At 70.7% G+C, this 16,976-nt stretch carries 12 protein-coding genes; 7 read left to right on the plus strand and 5 right to left on the minus strand.

Translation table 11 applies throughout. The features are described from left to right. Positions 1–92: 92 nt before the first annotated feature. On the minus strand, positions 93–908 hold the full coding sequence (locus MKW14_RS38105) for a L,D-transpeptidase family protein (protein WP_240870986.1): 816 nt from the start codon (positions 906–908) through the stop codon (positions 93–95). A 234-nt stretch (positions 909–1,142) separates the two neighbouring features. Here MKW14_RS38105 and MKW14_RS38110 point away from each other — a divergent pair, with 234 nt between their 5' ends. Beyond that, on the plus strand, positions 1,143–2,723 hold the full coding sequence (locus MKW14_RS38110; RefSeq protein ID WP_240870988.1) for an acyl-CoA mutase large subunit family protein: 1,581 nt from the start codon (positions 1,143–1,145) through the stop codon (positions 2,721–2,723). A gap of 125 nt (positions 2,724–2,848) precedes the next feature. Here MKW14_RS38110 and MKW14_RS38115 read toward each other — a convergent pair whose 3' ends face one another. The 3 genes from MKW14_RS38115 to MKW14_RS38125 all read right to left on the minus strand — a co-directional run bounded on the left by MKW14_RS38115 (position 2,849) and on the right by MKW14_RS38125 (position 8,047). Further along, the gene (locus MKW14_RS38115; RefSeq protein WP_240870991.1) at positions 2,849–5,512 is read right to left on the minus strand and encodes a glycosyltransferase family 4 protein; all 2,664 of its coding nucleotides are present in this window, start codon (positions 5,510–5,512) and stop codon (positions 2,849–2,851) included. Between the two features lie 202 nt (positions 5,513–5,714). After that, positions 5,715–7,061, minus strand: a complete 1,347-nt coding sequence (locus MKW14_RS38120; protein WP_240870992.1) for an alpha-2,8-polysialyltransferase family protein — start codon at positions 7,059–7,061, stop codon at positions 5,715–5,717. Further along, positions 7,061–8,047, minus strand: coding sequence for a glycosyltransferase family 2 protein (locus MKW14_RS38125; RefSeq protein ID WP_240870994.1), 987 nt, complete (start codon positions 8,045–8,047; stop codon positions 7,061–7,063). The genes MKW14_RS38120 and MKW14_RS38125 overlap by 1 nt, the downstream gene beginning before the upstream one ends. A gap of 198 nt (positions 8,048–8,245) precedes the next feature. Here MKW14_RS38125 and MKW14_RS38130 point away from each other — a divergent pair, with 198 nt between their 5' ends. The 4 genes from MKW14_RS38130 to MKW14_RS38145 all read left to right on the plus strand — a co-directional run bounded on the left by MKW14_RS38130 (position 8,246) and on the right by MKW14_RS38145 (position 13,170). Further along, the gene (locus MKW14_RS38130) at positions 8,246–9,592 is read left to right on the plus strand and encodes a DUF6716 putative glycosyltransferase (RefSeq protein ID WP_240870995.1); all 1,347 of its coding nucleotides are present in this window, start codon (positions 8,246–8,248) and stop codon (positions 9,590–9,592) included. 161 nt (positions 9,593–9,753) lie between these two features. Next, positions 9,754–11,019 carry a cytidylyltransferase domain-containing protein gene (locus tag MKW14_RS38135; protein ID WP_240870999.1) on the plus strand — a complete coding sequence of 422 codons (1,266 nt, stop codon included), beginning with the start codon at positions 9,754–9,756 and terminating at the stop codon, positions 11,017–11,019. A 14-nt stretch (positions 11,020–11,033) separates the two neighbouring features. Then, positions 11,034–11,972, plus strand: a complete 939-nt coding sequence (locus MKW14_RS38140) for an N-acetylneuraminate synthase family protein (protein ID WP_240871001.1) — start codon at positions 11,034–11,036, stop codon at positions 11,970–11,972. 130 nt (positions 11,973–12,102) lie between these two features. Next, entirely contained in the window at positions 12,103–13,170 is a 1,068-nt protein-coding gene (locus MKW14_RS38145; protein WP_240871061.1) for a hypothetical protein, read from the plus strand. A gap of 212 nt (positions 13,171–13,382) precedes the next feature. On the opposite strand, the gene MKW14_RS38150 is transcribed toward MKW14_RS38145, so the two are convergent. Then, positions 13,383–14,039, minus strand: a complete 657-nt coding sequence (locus MKW14_RS38150; protein WP_240871062.1) for a class I SAM-dependent DNA methyltransferase — start codon at positions 14,037–14,039, stop codon at positions 13,383–13,385. Positions 14,040–14,268: 229 nt separating this feature from the next. On the opposite strand from MKW14_RS38150, the gene MKW14_RS38155 reads away from it, so the two are divergent. Together MKW14_RS38155 and MKW14_RS38160 are read left to right on the plus strand one after the other, a co-directional pair. Continuing rightward, the gene (locus MKW14_RS38155) at positions 14,269–15,489 is read left to right on the plus strand and encodes a M20 family metallopeptidase (RefSeq protein WP_240871063.1); all 1,221 of its coding nucleotides are present in this window, start codon (positions 14,269–14,271) and stop codon (positions 15,487–15,489) included. A 289-nt stretch (positions 15,490–15,778) separates the two neighbouring features. Further along, entirely contained in the window at positions 15,779–16,840 is a 1,062-nt protein-coding gene (locus MKW14_RS38160) for a BMP family lipoprotein (RefSeq protein WP_240871003.1), read from the plus strand. Positions 16,841–16,976: the final 136 nt, after the last annotated feature.

Consider the following 16,976-nt stretch of genomic DNA (forward strand, 5'->3'; position numbering starts at 1 on the left):
TCCCCCCGGGCCCCGGGGGGGCCCCCCGGGGGGGGGGGGGCCACCGGCCCCCCGGCCCCCCCCCCCGCCCCACACCTCCCCTTCCCTGTGCCTCACCGGTACACGACGACCTTGTCGCCGTCGCGCACCTGCGCGTACAGGCTCGAGATCGCCGCCTCGTCCCGGACGTTGACACAGCCGTGCGAGCCGCCGGCGTAACCGCGGGCCGCGAAGTCGTACGAGTAGTGCACCGCCTGGCCGCCGCTGAAGAACATGGCGTACGGCATCGGGGAGTCGTACAGCGTGGACCAGTGGTCGCGGGACTTCCAGTACACGTGGAACACGCCCTCCCGGGTGGGCGTGCCGACGGCGCCGAAGCGGACCGACATCTCGGAGACGGTCCGGCCGTCGATCATCCAGCGCAGGGTGCGGGTGGTCTTGTCGATGCACAGCACACGCCCGGTCGCGCAGCGCGGATCGGGGGCGCCGGCGGGTTGCCCGCCCATCAGGTACAGCTCCCACGTGCCCGGCTCGTGGGTCATCTTCTTCAGCCGCTGCCAGGTGACGGTGTCCGTCTCACCGGTTCTCGGTAGCCCCCGCTTGCCCTGGAACCCCTTGACCGCGGCCTCGGTCAGGTCGTCGTACGACCCCGTCGGGCCGTCGAAGAGCCAGTCGACCTGCCGCAGCCGCGCCTGGAGTTCGCGCACGCCCGATCCCGAGTCGCCGCGGGACCACAGCACGGCGGTGGTGGAGCCGGAGGTGGCGGGGGGCGTGCTCCGCCCGCCGTCGGACTCCGCGGTCGGCGGGGCGCTGCTCGGCAGCACGATGCGCACCGGCGATCCGCCCTTGCCGTCGCCTCCCTGCACGGTGCAGCCCCAGACGCTCACCAGAGCCACGAGCGCCGCACCGACGGCGGCCTTGGTGCCCATGCCCGTAGTACGCAAAGCCGACCCCCGACGTCTCACCGATGCGCCCGTGTGTCACCTGACATGCTGCCCGCGGGTGACGCCTCGCGAACGGCGGTGCATGGTTGTGACGGAGGCCGCAGAACACCTGTGAGGAAGCTCCCAGCGTGCTCCCCTGCACCGGTTGCACGGGCACCGCTACGCTCCGCAGGAGGGTCGGTCTGTACTGGCCAGTAGCTCAGCGGGAGGCATCACACCATGGCGCGCGAGTCGGAGTCCGGACTGCCCATCGAGCCGGTCTACGGGCCTGGGAGCCTGGAGGGCTGGGACCCGGCGGAGAAGCTGGGCGAGCCGGGCGAGTTCCCCTTCACGCGGGGCGTGTATCCGTCGATGTACACCGGCCGGCCCTGGACCATGCGCCAGTACGCCGGTTTCGGTACGGCGACGGAGTCCAACGCCCGCTACAAGCAGCTGATCGCCAACGGCACGATGGGTCTGTCGGTCGCCTTCGACCTGCCCACCCAGATGGGCCACGACTCCGACGCGCCGATCGCGCACGGCGAGGTCGGCAAGGTGGGCGTGGCCATCGACTCGGTCGACGACATGCGGGTGCTGTTCGGCGGGATCCCGCTGGACAAGGTCTCCACGTCGATGACGATCAACGCGCCGGCGTCGTTGCTGCTGCTCCTGTACCAACTGGTCGCCGAGGAACAGGGCGTCTCCGCCGACCAGTTGACCGGCACGATCCAGAACGACGTGCTGAAGGAGTACATCGCGCGCGGGACGTACATCTTCCCGCCCAAGCCCTCGCTGCGTCTGATCGCCGACATCTTCAAGTACTGCAAGGCCGAGATCCCGAAGTGGAACACCATCTCGATCTCCGGCTACCACATGGCGGAGGCGGGCGCGTCTCCCGCGCAGGAGATCGCGTTCACGCTCGCGGACGGCATCGAGTACGTGCGCACGGCGGTGGCGGCGGGCATGGACGTCGACGACTTCGCCCCCCGGCTGTCCTTCTTCTTCGTGGCCCGGACGACGATCCTCGAAGAGGTCGCCAAGTTCCGTGCCGCACGGCGCATCTGGGCCCGCGTGATGCGGGACGAGTTCGGCGCGAAGAACCCCAAGTCGCTGATGCTGCGCTTCCACACGCAGACGGCGGGCGTGCAGCTGACGGCCCAGCAGCCGGAGGTGAACCTGGTCCGGGTCGCCGTCCAGGGCCTGGCGGCGGTGCTCGGCGGCACGCAGTCGCTGCACACCAACTCCTTCGACGAGGCGATCGCCCTGCCGACCGACAAGTCGGCCCGCCTGGCGCTGCGCACCCAGCAGGTCCTGGCCTACGAGACGGACGTGACGGCGACGGTCGACCCCTTCGCCGGGTCCTACGTCATCGAGAAGATGACCGACGACGTCGAGGCCGCGGCGCTGGAGCTGATGCAGAAGGTCGAGGACCTCGGCGGGGCCGTCTCCGCCATCGAGCACGGCTTCCAGAAGAACGAGATCGAGCGCAGCGCCTACCGCATCGCCCAGGAGACCGACTCCGGCGAGCGGGTCGTGGTCGGCGTCAACCGCTTCCAGCTCGACGAGGAGGAGCCCTACGAGCCCCTGCGCGTCGACCCCGCCATCGAGGCCCAGCAGGCCGAACGCCTGGCGAAGCTCCGCGCCGAGCGCGACCAGCAGGCGGTGGACGCGGCCCTGGACGCCCTGAAGAAGGCGGCCGAGGGCGAGGACAACGTCCTCTACCCGATGAAGGACGCCCTGCGCGCCCGCGCGACGGTCGGCGAGGTCTGCAACGCGCTGCGGGAGGTCTGGGGCACCTACGTGCCCTCGGACGCCTTCTGACCAGCACGGTCGCCGACGAGCGCGCAGGGTCGGCTCAGGCCGATCCGGGCGGACCAGGAGCACGCGCCGAAGGGGTGAGGCCCCGACGCGCTCGTCAGGACCTCACCCCACGCGGTTCGTCGCCCTCAGTCGGACTTCAGCAGCCGCGCCGAGCGGTTGGCGAGGTCGATCCGGATCGCCTCCTTGCGGGCGAGCTGCCGTATCGCCTTGCCGCGCGCGCCGAGGCCGCCGGCCACCCGGTAGATCTCCGACCACACCCGCATCCGGTCGCCGCCCGCGATCGCGGCGGCGGACAGCAGCCGGCACGCCTCGTCGACGTCGCCGCGCCCGGAGCGGATCTCGGCCATGCCGATCAGCACGTCCACGGGCTGCCGGCGGCGCAGGATCTCGGTGCCGACCCGCAGCGCGTCGTCGTGCTTGCCCGCGGTGAAGTGCCGGGTGAAGTCCTCGGCGAGGTACTTGCCGTGCCGGGAGAGCACCGCGGAGAAGGGGCCCTCGCCGTAGGCGGTCTCGTCGTCCGGCTCCGCGGGGGCCGCGGTGGGTGCCACGTCCTCGGGGCCGGCCAGGCCCAGTGCCGTCGTCATCCGGGCGGTGAAGGCGGAGATGTCGAACAGCGCCTCGACGTCCTGGTACTCCTCCTCCGAGACCGCCTCGTCCAGGACCTGCCGCAGCGCGTCCAGCGCCGCCTCCGGCGTGTACTCGGTGAAGGAGCGGTAGCCGGGCACGCCCTCCAGCACCTCGCGCGAGCCCACCCGGTGGTAGGTGACGGCACGCAGCCGCTGCTGCACCGCCTCGACCACCGACAGCGGCATCGGGTCGTCCACGCTGGAGAGGAAGAAGACGTCGGAGGCGGCGAGTTCCTCGCGCACCCGGTCCCGGGAGAGCGCTCCCATCCACTCGACGCGGTCCGACAGCAGCGTCGAGGGACCGATCCGCCAGGTCTTGTGGCCGATCCAGGCGAACCGCCACGGCAGCCCCTGCGCGTACGCCAGTTCCGCGACCCGCGAGAACAGGTCCAGCCCCTTGCGGTCCTGCATCGAGCCGACCATCACGATCCGCGGCCGCTCACCCGGCGTCCGCCGGGCCCGGGCGCGGTGGGTGTCGAGCGGCACGGTGTTGTAGACGACGACCGGGTCGCTCACGCCGATCTGCCGGAACATGTCGGCCTGCGCGGTGGACACGCACAGCACCTTGATCTTCGGCAGCACCTTGAGCATCTCGGCGTGCCGCAGCGCGTGCTGCTCGCCCTCGAAGTTCATGACGTACTCGGTCTCGTGGGCGTAGAGCACCACGGACTTGCCCAACGCGACCAGCGCCTCGGTCAGTTCGTTGGCGAGCGGCGAACGCCAGAACGGGGCGAGGCTGTTGATCAGGACGACCTCGGTGCCCTCCAGGTCGGCCAGCACGTCCTCGGTGCGCGAGTACACCCCGAGGTCGAAGTAGCGGATGTCGACCGGGGACTGCGCGAGCAGGGCCTGGGTGTAGGTGAGCACGGGGATCGCCACGCCGGTGACGTAGGAGAAGCCGAGGCCCAGGATCGCCAGCGAGCGCGGCCGGTTCATCCGGCCCTCGACCGCCTTCAGGGCGCGCTCGGCGCGCGAGAGGTGGCCCCGCGGCCCGTCCTCGGGGGCGGACCAGCGGGGCGCCGGCCGCTCGACGGGGATCTCGGCCTCCTCGATGCGGCGCAGCACACGGGCCGGGACGTCGTCGTGGAAGGTGATGAAGTGCTCGACCGGCTCGCCGTGCGCGTTGGCCGTGAACTTGCCCGAGCGCCGCAGGTCGGCGGCGACGTCGACGAGTTCGCCGACCGTGCCGACGTTGCGCAGCAGCGGGTGGTTGATCGTCGGGAAGACGATGTTCAGCGCGGGCGGGCTGAACAGGACCAGCGGGGTGCCCGCGCGCAGGGTCTGCAGATAGGTGGTGGAGAAGAAGGTGATGGCGAGGTCGTAGCCGTCGAGGGCCTCGGCCTCCAGCAGCGCGCTCTCGTCCAGCACGGTCACGTCGGGCAGGGTCCGCAGCCATTCGAGGTGGCCGCGCAGGGTGGAGGGGTGCGGCTTGATCTCCACCTCGCCGAAGGCGGTGAGCGCTTCGCACAGCTGTGTCAGCTGCTCGCGGTGGTCGCCCCGGGAGAGCTTGCGCTGGTCGCTGAGCGGCTGGTCGAGGACGACCATGCGCAGCGGGTCCCCGGGGCGCCCCGCGTGCCGGTGGGTGGTGGAGCGGGCCGCGCGCAGCAGCAGCGGGTCGTCGCTGTGGCCGAGCGCGCCGGTGATGTGGACCGGCGCGTCGGCGTCCGCGGAGCGGAACAGCAGGTGGTGCGCGGTCGCCGGACCCCAGACGCAGACGGCGGCGGGGGAGGAGGAGCCGTAGTACCAGTTCTGGTCGCGCAGGCCCGCGTCGGTCTTCTTGAAGTGGAAGTCGAGGTGCCCGTCCTGGACGAGGACCAGCGGCAGGGTCCGGCCGAGTTCCCCGGCGACCCGGCGGCCGCGCTGCGACTGGTCGTTGAAGAACACCAGCCGGTCGATGCGCTCCTGCTCGGTGAACGCACGCATCCGGCGGCCCACCTCCTCGAGGAACTCGGCGGCGCTCAGCGGCTCGTCCACCTGGAAGAGGTTGTGCACCTTGAGATCGTCGAAACGGGCCGCGGCCTCCTGTTCGATCCAGCCCGCCACATCTCCGTCCCGGTCGGCGGTGACCAGGTGGAACGAGTGGGCGTGGGCTCCGGGGGCCTTCATGATCTCCGCCGCGAGACCGACACCGTTGCGGTTCTCGACGAAGACGGCGATGCGCATAACCTTCATAAGAGGGCATGAAATACGACCAGGTTCCCTCCGTAATCGAACTTCGGGGGAACCATCGGTGAACAACTGAGGATGCGGCCCTATGGCGTTCCTATGCGGGAGGCCAAAAGGGACCAAAAAAGCAAGAAGCTCCTTGCGGTCGCGCGGTGTCGCCACCGTGCGACCGCAAGGAGCTGCGTGGGCCGGGCCCGGGTCAGCGCTTGACGGCCTTCTTCAACGCCCGTGCGCGCCGCACCACTCGGCGCGCGGTGGAGTTGTTCGGCAGGAACGCGAGCCGTTCCGGGATGCCGCCCGGCAGACCCAGCGAGGTCAGCCGGCGCCGCCTGAAGTACCGTTTGGTGCGCGCCGTGAGGTTCTTCGCCAGATAGCGTTCCGCGTCCCGGCGCAGCGACGGGTGGATCTGCGGCTGCATGGCGAACCCGACCGCCTTGACCAGGCCGTCCAGTGTCCGCGCGGGGATCGTATCCTCGCCCTTGCGGCCCTCCAGGTCCGGGATCAGCGCGTCCGCCAGCACCGCCGGGACGCGGTTGCTGTTCTGGTACGGCGTCAGCCGCTCCAGGAGCGGCTCGGTGCCGATGCGGGCGACCGGGAGGTCGTAGAACGCCGACGCCGTGAACAGCGCGGTGGAGAAGCAGCCGACGACCAGTGCGGGCGGCGACTTCTCGAACAGCACCTCGGCGAGGACGGGCAGGTCCAGGACGGTCAGCTCGACGCCCAGCTTCTCTGCCTCCGCCTCCAGGGCGCGGCTGTAGCGGGCCGGCGCGGTGGGGTGCGGCTTGAACACGATCGCGCGGTGACCGCGCTCGACGGCCCCGCGCATCATCCGCACGTGCAGGTTCTCCTCGTCCTCGGGGGAGAGGATGTCCAGCGCGGACAGGTACTGCCCGAGCAGCAGCGCCGCGTTGTCCGGCAGCGCGGGCAACTCCGGTACGGCGGCGGTCAGTTCACCCATGACCTTGCGGAAGGCCTCGGTCGGCAGGAGCTGCGCGGGGACGTCGAACTCGGTGAGCAGCAGCGGCTTCAGACCCGGTACCAGGTCGAGGTGGAGCAGCCGGCGCACCCGGGTGCCGACCAGCGGGTCGAGTTTGTTGCGGGTGGGGCCGTAGCTCATCAGGCCGTCGGCGTAGACATGGATCGGGGCGTCCGTGAACAGCTGGGCCACGGACAGCGCCGGGGCGACCTGGAGGGACTCCAGGACCAGCTCCACCCGGTCCTCGCCCAGCTCCCACAGCATGCGCAGATAGCGCTCGAAGAGCGGGACGTCGTCCGGGCGCGGGATCCAGGCGCCGGGATGGAAGGGGCGGATCGCCTCGTTGAAGGACACTGTGCCGTCGAAGTGGCGGCGCAGCGGCTCAAAACCCGGCATCTCGTCGACCGGCGACGTCACTTCCGGCGTCGAGGAGTTGTTGAACACCAGCAGCAGCCGCCGGGCCTCCTCCTCCCCCTCCCGCTCCGGGAAGCACCCCGAGTCCAGCGCGGCGGCCAGGGTGGCGGCGCCGTACAGCGTCGAGACGCAGAAGACACGAGTCGTACGGGGCATCAGGCGGCCGCCTTCGCAGTGGTGACCCGGCGGCGCAGTCGCCGCAGCTTGGTGGAGCGGTGGAAGTCCATGGTCTCCAGGACGTCACCGAGCATGTCCTGCGGCATCCGCTTGATCGCCGCCGCGCTCATCGTCCGCAGCTGCCGGTGCACCGACGGCTCCCACTTCTCCTCGTCCGAGAGATGGTGGGCGATGATCGCGCAGTACGTGCGCACGGCCTTCGGCAGCAGCTGGTCGGCGTCCGGGTCCTGCGCCGTCTCCTCGATCACCTGGTCGAAGGCGCGGATGAAGTCGAGTTGGCGGGCGTCGCCGATCTGGGTCAGCGAGGAGGCGACCCCCCGGCGGTAGAACACACCGAGCAGGCTCACCACGGCGAACGACTTCGCCTCGCGGTGCAGCTTCCAGATCCACGGCCGGTCCTCGGCCGTGCGCAGCCCGTCCGTGAAGTGCAGCAGGCCCTGGTCGAGCAGCCGGCGGTGATAGGCGCCGGCCCAGGCGAAGGCGTAGTCCACGGAGGTCGAGCGGTTGGCGGGCAGTATCGCCGCGCGCGGGTCGAACACCTCCCAGCGCCGCCCGATCGGCACCCTCTGCACCGTGCGCGCGCGGGCGGTCGCCTGCACATGGTCGGTGCGTACGAAGTCGCAGCCCAGCCCCTCGATGGCCGCCACCAGGTCGGCGAAGTAGCCGGGAGCCAGCCAGTCGTCGCCGTCCAGGAAGGTGAGGTACTCGCCCCGCGCCGCGTCCAGGCCGGTGTTGCGCGCGGTGGCGAGTCCCCCGTTCTTCTCATGGCGGATATAACGCACCTGCGCGACATCGGAAAGCTCGTCGGCCGCGCGTTCGAGAATCGCCGGAGTCTCGTCCTTCGAATGGTCGTCGACCAGTACGAACTCGAAATCCTTGCGGGCGTTCAGTCGAAGGCTTCTGAGGGTGTCCGGGGCGTATTGCTGCACGTTGTAGAACGGCACGATCACGGAAAGCTTTGGCACGGCTGAGAGCCTATGAGGCCGCTCAGCTGGGTACTTTTCCGATGCCCGTACAGGGGGTGAACTCCGTGTGTCGGAACGGTGCATCCCCTGTGCTTCCGGCGATTTCGCGGGCCAGTTCGGCTCTCGGCGGGGTGCTGTTAACTTTTTGGACAAGTGCGGTTGGGCCGCGCCTAGGAATTGCTTCCTAGCGTCTTCGACGTGCCACCAAGTTCATCGAAGCCCACGCGAATCGCCGTGCTCGCGGACTCCGACACCCGCTGGAAATGGGGTGCGTTGACCGCCGCGCGGATCGCTCCGGGCACGTCCATGGAAGCCGCACCCGGCGAGGACGCGCAAGTCGGTCTCGAGCTGAGCGGATTCCTGCTGCGCGGCCGTGCCACGCCGACCGCGCGCCAGCTGGCCGAGGTGGGCGTGCGAGCCGACTCCCTGCGGGAGGTCACCGCCGTCGAGTTCCTGCGCGCCATGGCCGAGCAGGAGTACGACGTCGTCGTGCTCGCGCTCGTCGGCGGCGGCGTGCAGGCGATGCTGCACGGTCTGGGGCGCGTGTGGGAGGGCCGCGGTTCGCGTCCCGTCGTGGTCACCGGCTACGTCGGCGTGGTCTACGAGAAGCTCGCCGACGGCCTGCTGCTGCGGCACGGCGCCGATCTCGTCCTCGCCAACTCCCGCCAGGACGCGGAGCGTTTCCGGGCGGTGTACGAGGGGGTGGGCGCCGACGCCTCGTCGGTGACCGAGGTGGCACTGCCCTTCCTCGGCGGAGCGGCCTACGAAGGTGAACACGACCCGTACACCGTGGTGTTCGCCGTCCAGCCGTCCGTCCCGGACAACCGCAGGGACCGGGTGTACCTGCTCGACCGGCTGATCCGGCACGCCCGGCTGCACCCCGAGCGCGAGGTGCTGCTCAAGCTGCGCTCCCGGCCGGGCGAACACACCACGCACATCGAGGAGTTGCCCTACCAGAAGCTGGTCCAGCGGCTCGACCCGCCGGCCAACTTCCGCCTGGTGTACGGGAACATGGGCGAGGTCCTCGACCGCACCGACCTGCTGGTCACCATCAGCTCGACGGCCGCGCTGGAGTCCCTGCACCGGCGCATCCCGACGGTGATCCTGACCGACCTCGGCGTGCGCGAGATGCTGGGCAACCACCACTTCGTCGGCTCCGGCTGTCTCGCCTCCTGGGACCAGCTGGACGCGGGGCACCGGCCGGTGCCGGACGCGGAGTGGGTGGCCCGGCAGGGTGTCGTGGCGGACGGCTCCTACGCGAGCGCCTTCGACGCGGCGCGGGAGCGGATCGCCAAACTCCTTGCGCAGCCCGGGGGGCTGGGGCCCATTACGCCGTACTACACACGCGAGACGGCGCCCGGCTACCTCCCCGGCATTCTCGCCCGCCATCATCTCGCGCCCGACGGCAGCGTGTTGCCGGGGGCGCCGGCGGCCGACAAGGAGCCGGGGCCTGTCCGGCAGATCGTGCGACGGGCCGCTCGTGGTGCCTATCGGCACGGGGTGCAGCGGGTGGCGCCCGTTATTCGGCGGATGGGGGAGTTGTGAGCGCCAGCCGGGGTGCCTCCTCGGACCGTGTGGCGGGTGCGGCGCCGTCTCGGCCGGTCGCGCCCCGCGGCGGAGCCGCTGATCAACACAGCCCCGCGCCCCTTCAGGGCGGCTCCGCCGCCCATCAGACCTCAGCGAACTCTGCACAAGGAGTGCAACCCATGTCCGACTCGCCGGCCACCGCCGGGGCCTCCGTGCGTCGTGTGCTCGCCGTGATTCCCGCTCGCGGGGGCTCCAAGGGTGTGCCCGCGAAGAACCTCGCCCCGGTCGGCGGGGTGCCGTTGGTGGCGCGGGCGGTGCGGGAGTGTCTCGCGACCCGTCTCGTGACCGATGTCGTGGTCTCCACCGACGACCGGGCCATCGCGGCCGCCGCCCGTGAGGCCGGCGCCGAGGTCGTGCTGCGGCCGGCCGCCATCGCCGGGGACACCGCGACCTCCGAGGCCGCCGTGCTGCACGCCATGGACGCGCACGAGGCGCTGCACGGCGCGGCCGTCGACGTGGTGGTGTTCGTGCAGTGCACCAGCCCGTTCATCGTCCGCGAGGACATCGACGGGGTGGCGTCCGCGGTCGTCGAGAACGGCGCCGACACCGCCGTGACCGTCGCCCCCTTCCACGGGTTCATCTGGCGCGACGCCGAGGACGAGGTCGCCGCCGGCACCGTCTCCGAGGCCGACGCGGCCACCGGCGGCGGCTACGGCGTCAACCACGACAAGTCCTTCCGCCCGCGCCGTCAGGACCGCCCCCAGGACCTCCTGGAGACCGGCGCCGCCTACGCGATGGACGCCCCCGGCTTCCGCAAGCACCAGCACCGCTTCTTCGGCCGAACGGAACTCGTCCGCACCGACCCCGCGCGCGTGCTGGAGATCGATGACCCGCACGACCTCGCCCGGGCCCGCGCCCTGGCGCCCCTCTTCGACGCGGACCGGCCCGGTTCGCTGCCGACCGCCGACGACGTCGACGCGGTCGTACTGGACTTCGACGGCACCCAGACAGACGACCGGGTGCTGGTCGACGCCGATGGAAAGGAGTTCGTCTCCGTGCACCGCGGGGACGGACTCGGCGTCGCGGCCCTCCGCAGGAGCGGCCTGAAGATGCTGACCCTCTCCACGGAGCAGAACCCGGTCGTCGCCGCACGCGCACGGAAGCTGCAGATTCCCGTGCTGCACGGCATCGACCGGAAGGACCTCGCACTGAAGCAGTGGTGCGAGGAGCAGGGCATCGCGCCCGAGCGCGTGCTCTACGTCGGCAACGACGTCAACGACCTCCCGTGCTTCGCCCTCGTGGGCTGGCCCGTGGCGGTCGCGAGCGCCCACGACGTGGTACGCGGCGCCGCCCGTGCGGTCACCACCGTCCCCGGTGGCGACGGCGCGATCCGAGAGATCGCCAGCTGGATCCTCGGCCCCTCTCTCGACTCCCTCGACACGTAAGGACAGTTCACGCCATGAGCACCAACTCCCGCATCCGCAGCTTCGGTTCGCGCGAGGCCGGCCCGGGCCGCCCCGTGTACATCTGCGGCGAGATCGGCATCAACCACAACGGCGAGCTCGAGAACGCCTTCAAGCTCATCGACGTGGCCGCCGAGGCCGGCTGTGACGCCGTGAAGTTCCAGAAGCGCACGCCCGAGATCTGCACACCGCGCGACCAGTGGGACATCGAGCGCGACACCCCCTGGGGCCGGATGACCTACATCGACTACCGCCACCGCGTGGAGTTCGGCGAGGACGAGTACCGCCAGATCGACGAGTACTGCAAGGAGAAGGGGATCGACTGGTTCGCCTCCCCGTGGGACACCGAGGCCGTCGCCTTCCTGGAGAAGTTCGACGTCCCCGCCCACAAGGTGGCCTCCGCCTCCCTCACCGACGACGAGCTGCTGCGCGCCCTGCGCTCCACCGGCCGCACGATCATCCTGTCCTCCGGCATGTCGACCCCGAAGCAGATCCGCCACGCGGTCGAGGTCCTCGGCAGCGACAACATCCTGCTCTGCCACGCCACGTCGACGTACCCGGCGAAGGCCGAGGAGCTCAACCTGCGCGTGATCAACACCCTGCAGGACGAGTACCCGAACGTCCCGATCGGCTACTCCGGCCACGAGACGGGCCTGCAGACCACGCTGGCCGCCGTCGCCCTCGGCGCCACCTTCGTCGAGCGCCACATCACCCTCGACCGCGCGATGTGGGGCTCCGACCAGGCCGCCTCCGTCGAGCCGCAGGGCCTCACGCGCCTCGTCCGCGACATCCGCACCATCGAGGCCTCCCTCGGTGACGGCGTCAAGAAGGTCTACGACTCCGAGCTCGGCCCGATGAAGAAGCTGCGCCGCGTCGCGGGCGTCGTCGCCGAGGCGGAGATCGCGGCGGCGGCCGGCGAGCCGGTGTCCGTCTGAGCCCGAAAGCACCGAGCCCGAACGCACCGGGCCGGGACGCGACCACCGCGGTCGCTTCCGGCCCGGGCGCTCGGACTCCGCATCCTCCGCGCGCCTCATGAGCGCCTTACGACGGGACGGTCGTACGTCGATGAGCCCCCGCGCCGGGAACACCGGCCCCCACACCCTCGCGTTCGTCGAGAGCCCCGTACAGCTCCTGAACGTGCTGGAGTGGGCGCACGCGCACGCGCCCGAGGCGGCGCTCACCCTCGTCGTGCTGGCCCCGACCGACCCCATGACCCGGGGGCAGCTGCGCCGGATGGCCGAACTGGCCCGCGAGGAGGGGCACGAGGTCCGCTGGGAGGAGGCCCGGGGCGGGCCCGCGGCCCCGTTCCAGACGATCGGCGGTCTCACGGCGAGGCTGCGCCGCGCCGACCGGATCGTTCTCGGCGATCCCTTCTCCCGCTACGTACAGCTGCTGCTGACCATCACCCGGGCCCGTGACCTGGTCGTCGTCGACGACGGCACGGCGACGATGGAGTTCGTGGCGCAGCTCGCCCGGGGTGAGCGTCTGGTGCGCTGGCACCGCAAGGGCGGGCGGCCGGGCCCGCGCGACCTGATCTTCGCGCCGGTGTCCTCCACGGCACGGCGCCGGCTGACGCCCAGCGACAAGCGCCGGGTGACGGTGTTCTCCTCGATGCCGATGGACGAGACGCCGCCCGGTGTCACCCTCCTCGCCAACGACTTCTCCTGGACCCGGTTCCGCTTCGGGCCGCCGCGGATCACCAAGGGCGCCGACATGGTGGGCACCTCGCTGGTGGAGACCGGTGTCGTGGACCCCGACCGCTACCTGGAGGCGGTGCGCACCCTGGCCAAGGCCCACGGTGCCACGCGCTACTTCGCCCACCGTCGCGAGAGCACCGCGAAACTCCACCAGCTGGCGCTGGAGACGGGGCTGGAGATCGTCCGCCCCGACCTCCCCCTGGAGCTGATCGCCCGCCGGGGCCCGGTGGGCCGCACGATCCTCAGCTTCCCCTCCACGGTCGTCCACACCCTCCCCCTGGCCCTGGTCGGCACGGAGGTCCGCGTGGCGGTCTGCGACATCGACCCCACCTGGCTGACGGAAAAAGCCTCCCCCCGAGCCCAGGGCTTCCTCTCGGACGTCACAGGAACGGCCCGAGACGTAACCCGCCTACAGACAATGACCACACCGGCCTGAGCGTCGCACCGGGTGCAAAGACGCCGGGCCGCCACGGGACGGGGCACCGGTGGTCCTGCATCCCGTCCTGCGGGCGTGAAAGCCCCCGGCCGGTCCAAGGGGCCGAGGCCGTCCCGTTCGGGCCGGACACAGCCCTCCTGGGCGTCACAGCGGTCAGGCCGCGCGCCGCCCGCCCACATGCCGTGAGGCGTCCCCGCAGTACCGCCCCCCGCTCAGGCGTCCTTCTGAGCCAGCACGTAGGCCCTGGGGCGGGTCTCGTCGGGGGCTGGTTCGCGGCGGAGCTGGGCCTGGGGGTGGAGGCCTGCCTTGGTCAGGTGGTCGGTGACCGTTTCCGGGGTGCGCCAGTAGTAGTCCAGGGAGATCTGCTGGTCGAAGCGCTCCGTGAGGTGGAGGCGGGTGTCCTCCTCGCCGGTCTGGAAACCGAGCAGGACATGGCCGCCGGGGACCAGGACGCGGTGGAACTCGGTGAAGACCGTGGGGAGTTGGTCGTCCGGGACGTGGATCAGCGAGTACAGGGCGAGGACCCCGCCCAGTGTCTCGTCCGGCAGATCCAGCGCGGTCATCGAACCGACGTGGAACCGCAGCCCGGGATGCGCCTCCCGGGCGAGGGCCACCATCCGCGGTGAGAGGTCCACGCCGAACACCGGCACCCCGAGGCCGTCCAGCCGCGCCGTGACATGCCCGGGCCCGCTGCCGACGTCGGCCACCGGCGCCGTACCCGAGGAGCGGACCAGTTCCGCGAAGGCGGTGACCAGCGCGAGGTCGAGAGGTCTGTCCCCGAGCCAGTCGGAGAGCTGCTCGGCGTACGGACGGGCGATCGCGTCGTACGACGTCCTGGTGGCATGCAGGAAATCCGGGCTACCCGGCATCTCGGAACTCACGGGCCCGCACCTTACAAGGACACCGCGTCCGACAGATGAACAGAACCGACTTGAGTGTGCGGGGCGTGGTATGCGTAGAGAAACAAGAGGTTTACCCATCCCGAACCGCACCCATGCGTCGAGCGACCAGATTTTCTTCCCCGGACGGGTTGAAGTTTTGTTGATCGAGGTCGCCCGGCCGTCCCGGCGTCATAGCCTTTAGAGGGTGAAGCAACTGATGTCACTGGAGTCCGAAGCCGTCGCTCCCGGGGATGCCGAGCTCCCCGGCACGCTGCCCGAGTCGCTGCGTGCCGAGCTCGTGGAGTTCCGCCGCGATCTGCACATGCACCCCGAGCTGGGCAACCAGGAGTTCCGTACCACCGCCGCGATCAAGGCCCGCCTGGAGAAGGCGGGCCTGAAGCCGCGGGTGCTCACGCTGGGAACCGGGCTCATCTGTGACATCGGGGACTGGGACGGCGGCCGCCCCATGCTGGCCTTGCGCGCCGACATCGACGCCCTGCCCATCCCGGACATGAAGACCGAGTGCGCCTACCGCTCCACCGTGCCCGACCGCGCGCACGCCTGCGGTCACGACGTGCACACCACCGTCGTGCTCGGCGCCGGCCTCGTGCTCGCCGAGATGCACCGGCAGGGCAGGCTGCCGCGCCCGGTCCGGCTGCTGTTCCAGCCCGCCGAGGAGGTCCTGCCCGGCGGCGCGGCCGACGCGATCGAGTGCGGGGCGCTGGAGGGCGTGGGCCGGATCCTCGCCCTGCACTGCGACCCCCGGCTGGACGCCGGCCGCATCGGACTGCGCGAGGGCGCCATCACCTCCGCCTGCGACCGTCTGGAGGTCGCGCTCGACGGCCCCGGCGGCCACACCGCCCGTCCGCACCTGACCACCGACCTGGTCACCGCCGCCGCCCGGGTCGTCACCGACGTGCCCGCGCTGGTCGCCCGCCGGGTCGACACACGCGCCGGTCTCGCCATCACCTGGGGCCGTATCGAGTCCGGCCACGCCCCGAACGTGATCCCGCAGCACGCCGAGCTCTCCGGGACCGTCCGCTGCCTCGACCTCGGCGCCTGGCGGCAGGCCCCGGACCTGGTGGTCGCCGCCATCGACGAGGTCGCCAACCTGCACGGAGCCAAGTCGGAGATCAACTACGTCCGCGGTGTCCCGCCCGTCGTCAACGACCCGGACGTCACCGAGCTGCTGCGCGCGGCCATGACCGCCCGCCGCGGCGACCTCTCGGTCGAGGGCACCGAGCAGAGCCTGGGCGGCGAGGACTTCTCCTGGTACCTGGAGCACGTCCCGGGCGCCATGGCCCGGCTCGGGGTGCGCACCCCCGGCGAGCGGACCGTGCGCGATCTGCACCAGGGCGACTTCGACGCCGACGAGTCGGCCATCACCGTCGGTGTGGAGCTGTTCACGGCGGCGGCCCTGCTGGACGCGGCGGAGTGACCCGCGGGTGACCGACGGCCCCTTCGGGGGCCGTTGCGCTGCCCGGCGCAACATGGTTGTAAGCCAATCGTGCACTCTTCGAAATCACGGCGTGTGAGGGCCGAAGACCCGGAGTTCAGACACTGTTTGCCTCGAATCGATAACGGCTTCGGAAGAGGTCTTTTTCTGACATCTACGCGCGTTACGATGCCGCGAAGCCTACGCCGCAGGGGCGTCCGGGCCCGAGCACTGGCATGGTGCTCACATGAAGCGCCGACAAGGCGCTCAGGTCAGGTGAAGGAGCCTTCCCGTGCGCCGGGTAGCCAAGCTTTCCGCTGCGTGTATCGCCACCGCAGCTCTCGCACTGACTGCCACAGCCTGTGGCAGCACCTCGTCCGACAGCAACAGCAGCTCGTCCTCCGCCTCGGCCTCGGGCGGCGGCAAGGGCATCAAGATCGGCCTCGCCTACGACGTCGGCGGCCGCGGTGACCGCTCCTTCAACGACTCCGCCGCGCGCGGCGCCGACAGGGCCGAGAAGGAGTTCGGCGGCTCCATCAAGGAGCTGACCGCGAAGACCTCCGACACCGAGGCCGACCGCGAGCAGCGCCTGACCGACCTGGCCAGCGCCGGCTACAACCCGATCGTGGCGGTCGGCTTCTCCTACGCCACCTCGGTCGACAAGGTCGCCAAGCAGTTCCCGAAGGTCAGCTTCGGTCTCATCGACTCGGTCGCGACCTCCCCGAACGTCGACAGCATCACCTTCACCGAGGAGCAGGGCTCCTACCTGGCCGGTGTGGCGGCGGCGCTGAAGACCAAGAAGGACCACGTCGGCTTCATCGGCGGTGTCGACACCCCGCTGATCAAGAAGTTCGCGGCGGGCTACGTCCAGGGCGTGCACGACACCAACGCCAAGGTCAAGGTGGACGTGCAGTACCTGACGCACGGCTCGGACCTGTCCGGCTTCTCCAGCCCCGACAAGGGCAAGGAGGCCGCGTCCGGCATGCTCGACAACGGCGCCGACGTGATCTACACCGCGGCCGGCTCCTCCGGCAACGGCGCGATCGAGGCCGTCCACGGCGTCAAGGGCGCCTGGGCGATCGGCGTGGACTCGGACCAGTACAACATCCCGGGTCTGGCCGCGTACAAGACCTCGATCCTCACCTCGATGGTCAAGAACGTGGACGTCGGTGTGTACGACTTCATCAAGTCCGTGCACGACGGCAAGCCGCTGACCGGCAACCAGGTCTACTCCCTCGCCAAGGGCGGTGTCGGCCTGGCCACCAGCGGTGGTTACATCGACGACATCAAGGCCCAGCTGGACGCCGCGAAGAAGAAGATCGTCGACGGCACCGTCAAGGTCAAGACCAGCTGACCCGACGGTTCCCGCCGGACCGAGGCTCGGTGAGGGGGCGCACGCCAACCCCCTCGCCGAGCCATAACAATGTGTCAACTCTACGCGTGTAGCACGGAGTTGCCGCGCCAGGGCCTGGCCGGCGGATCAGGCCGGT

It is taken from the genome of Streptomyces gilvus (genome assembly GCF_022513565.1).
In the GTDB taxonomy this organism is placed as follows: Bacteria; Actinomycetota; Actinomycetes; order Streptomycetales; family Streptomycetaceae; genus Streptomyces; species Streptomyces gilvus.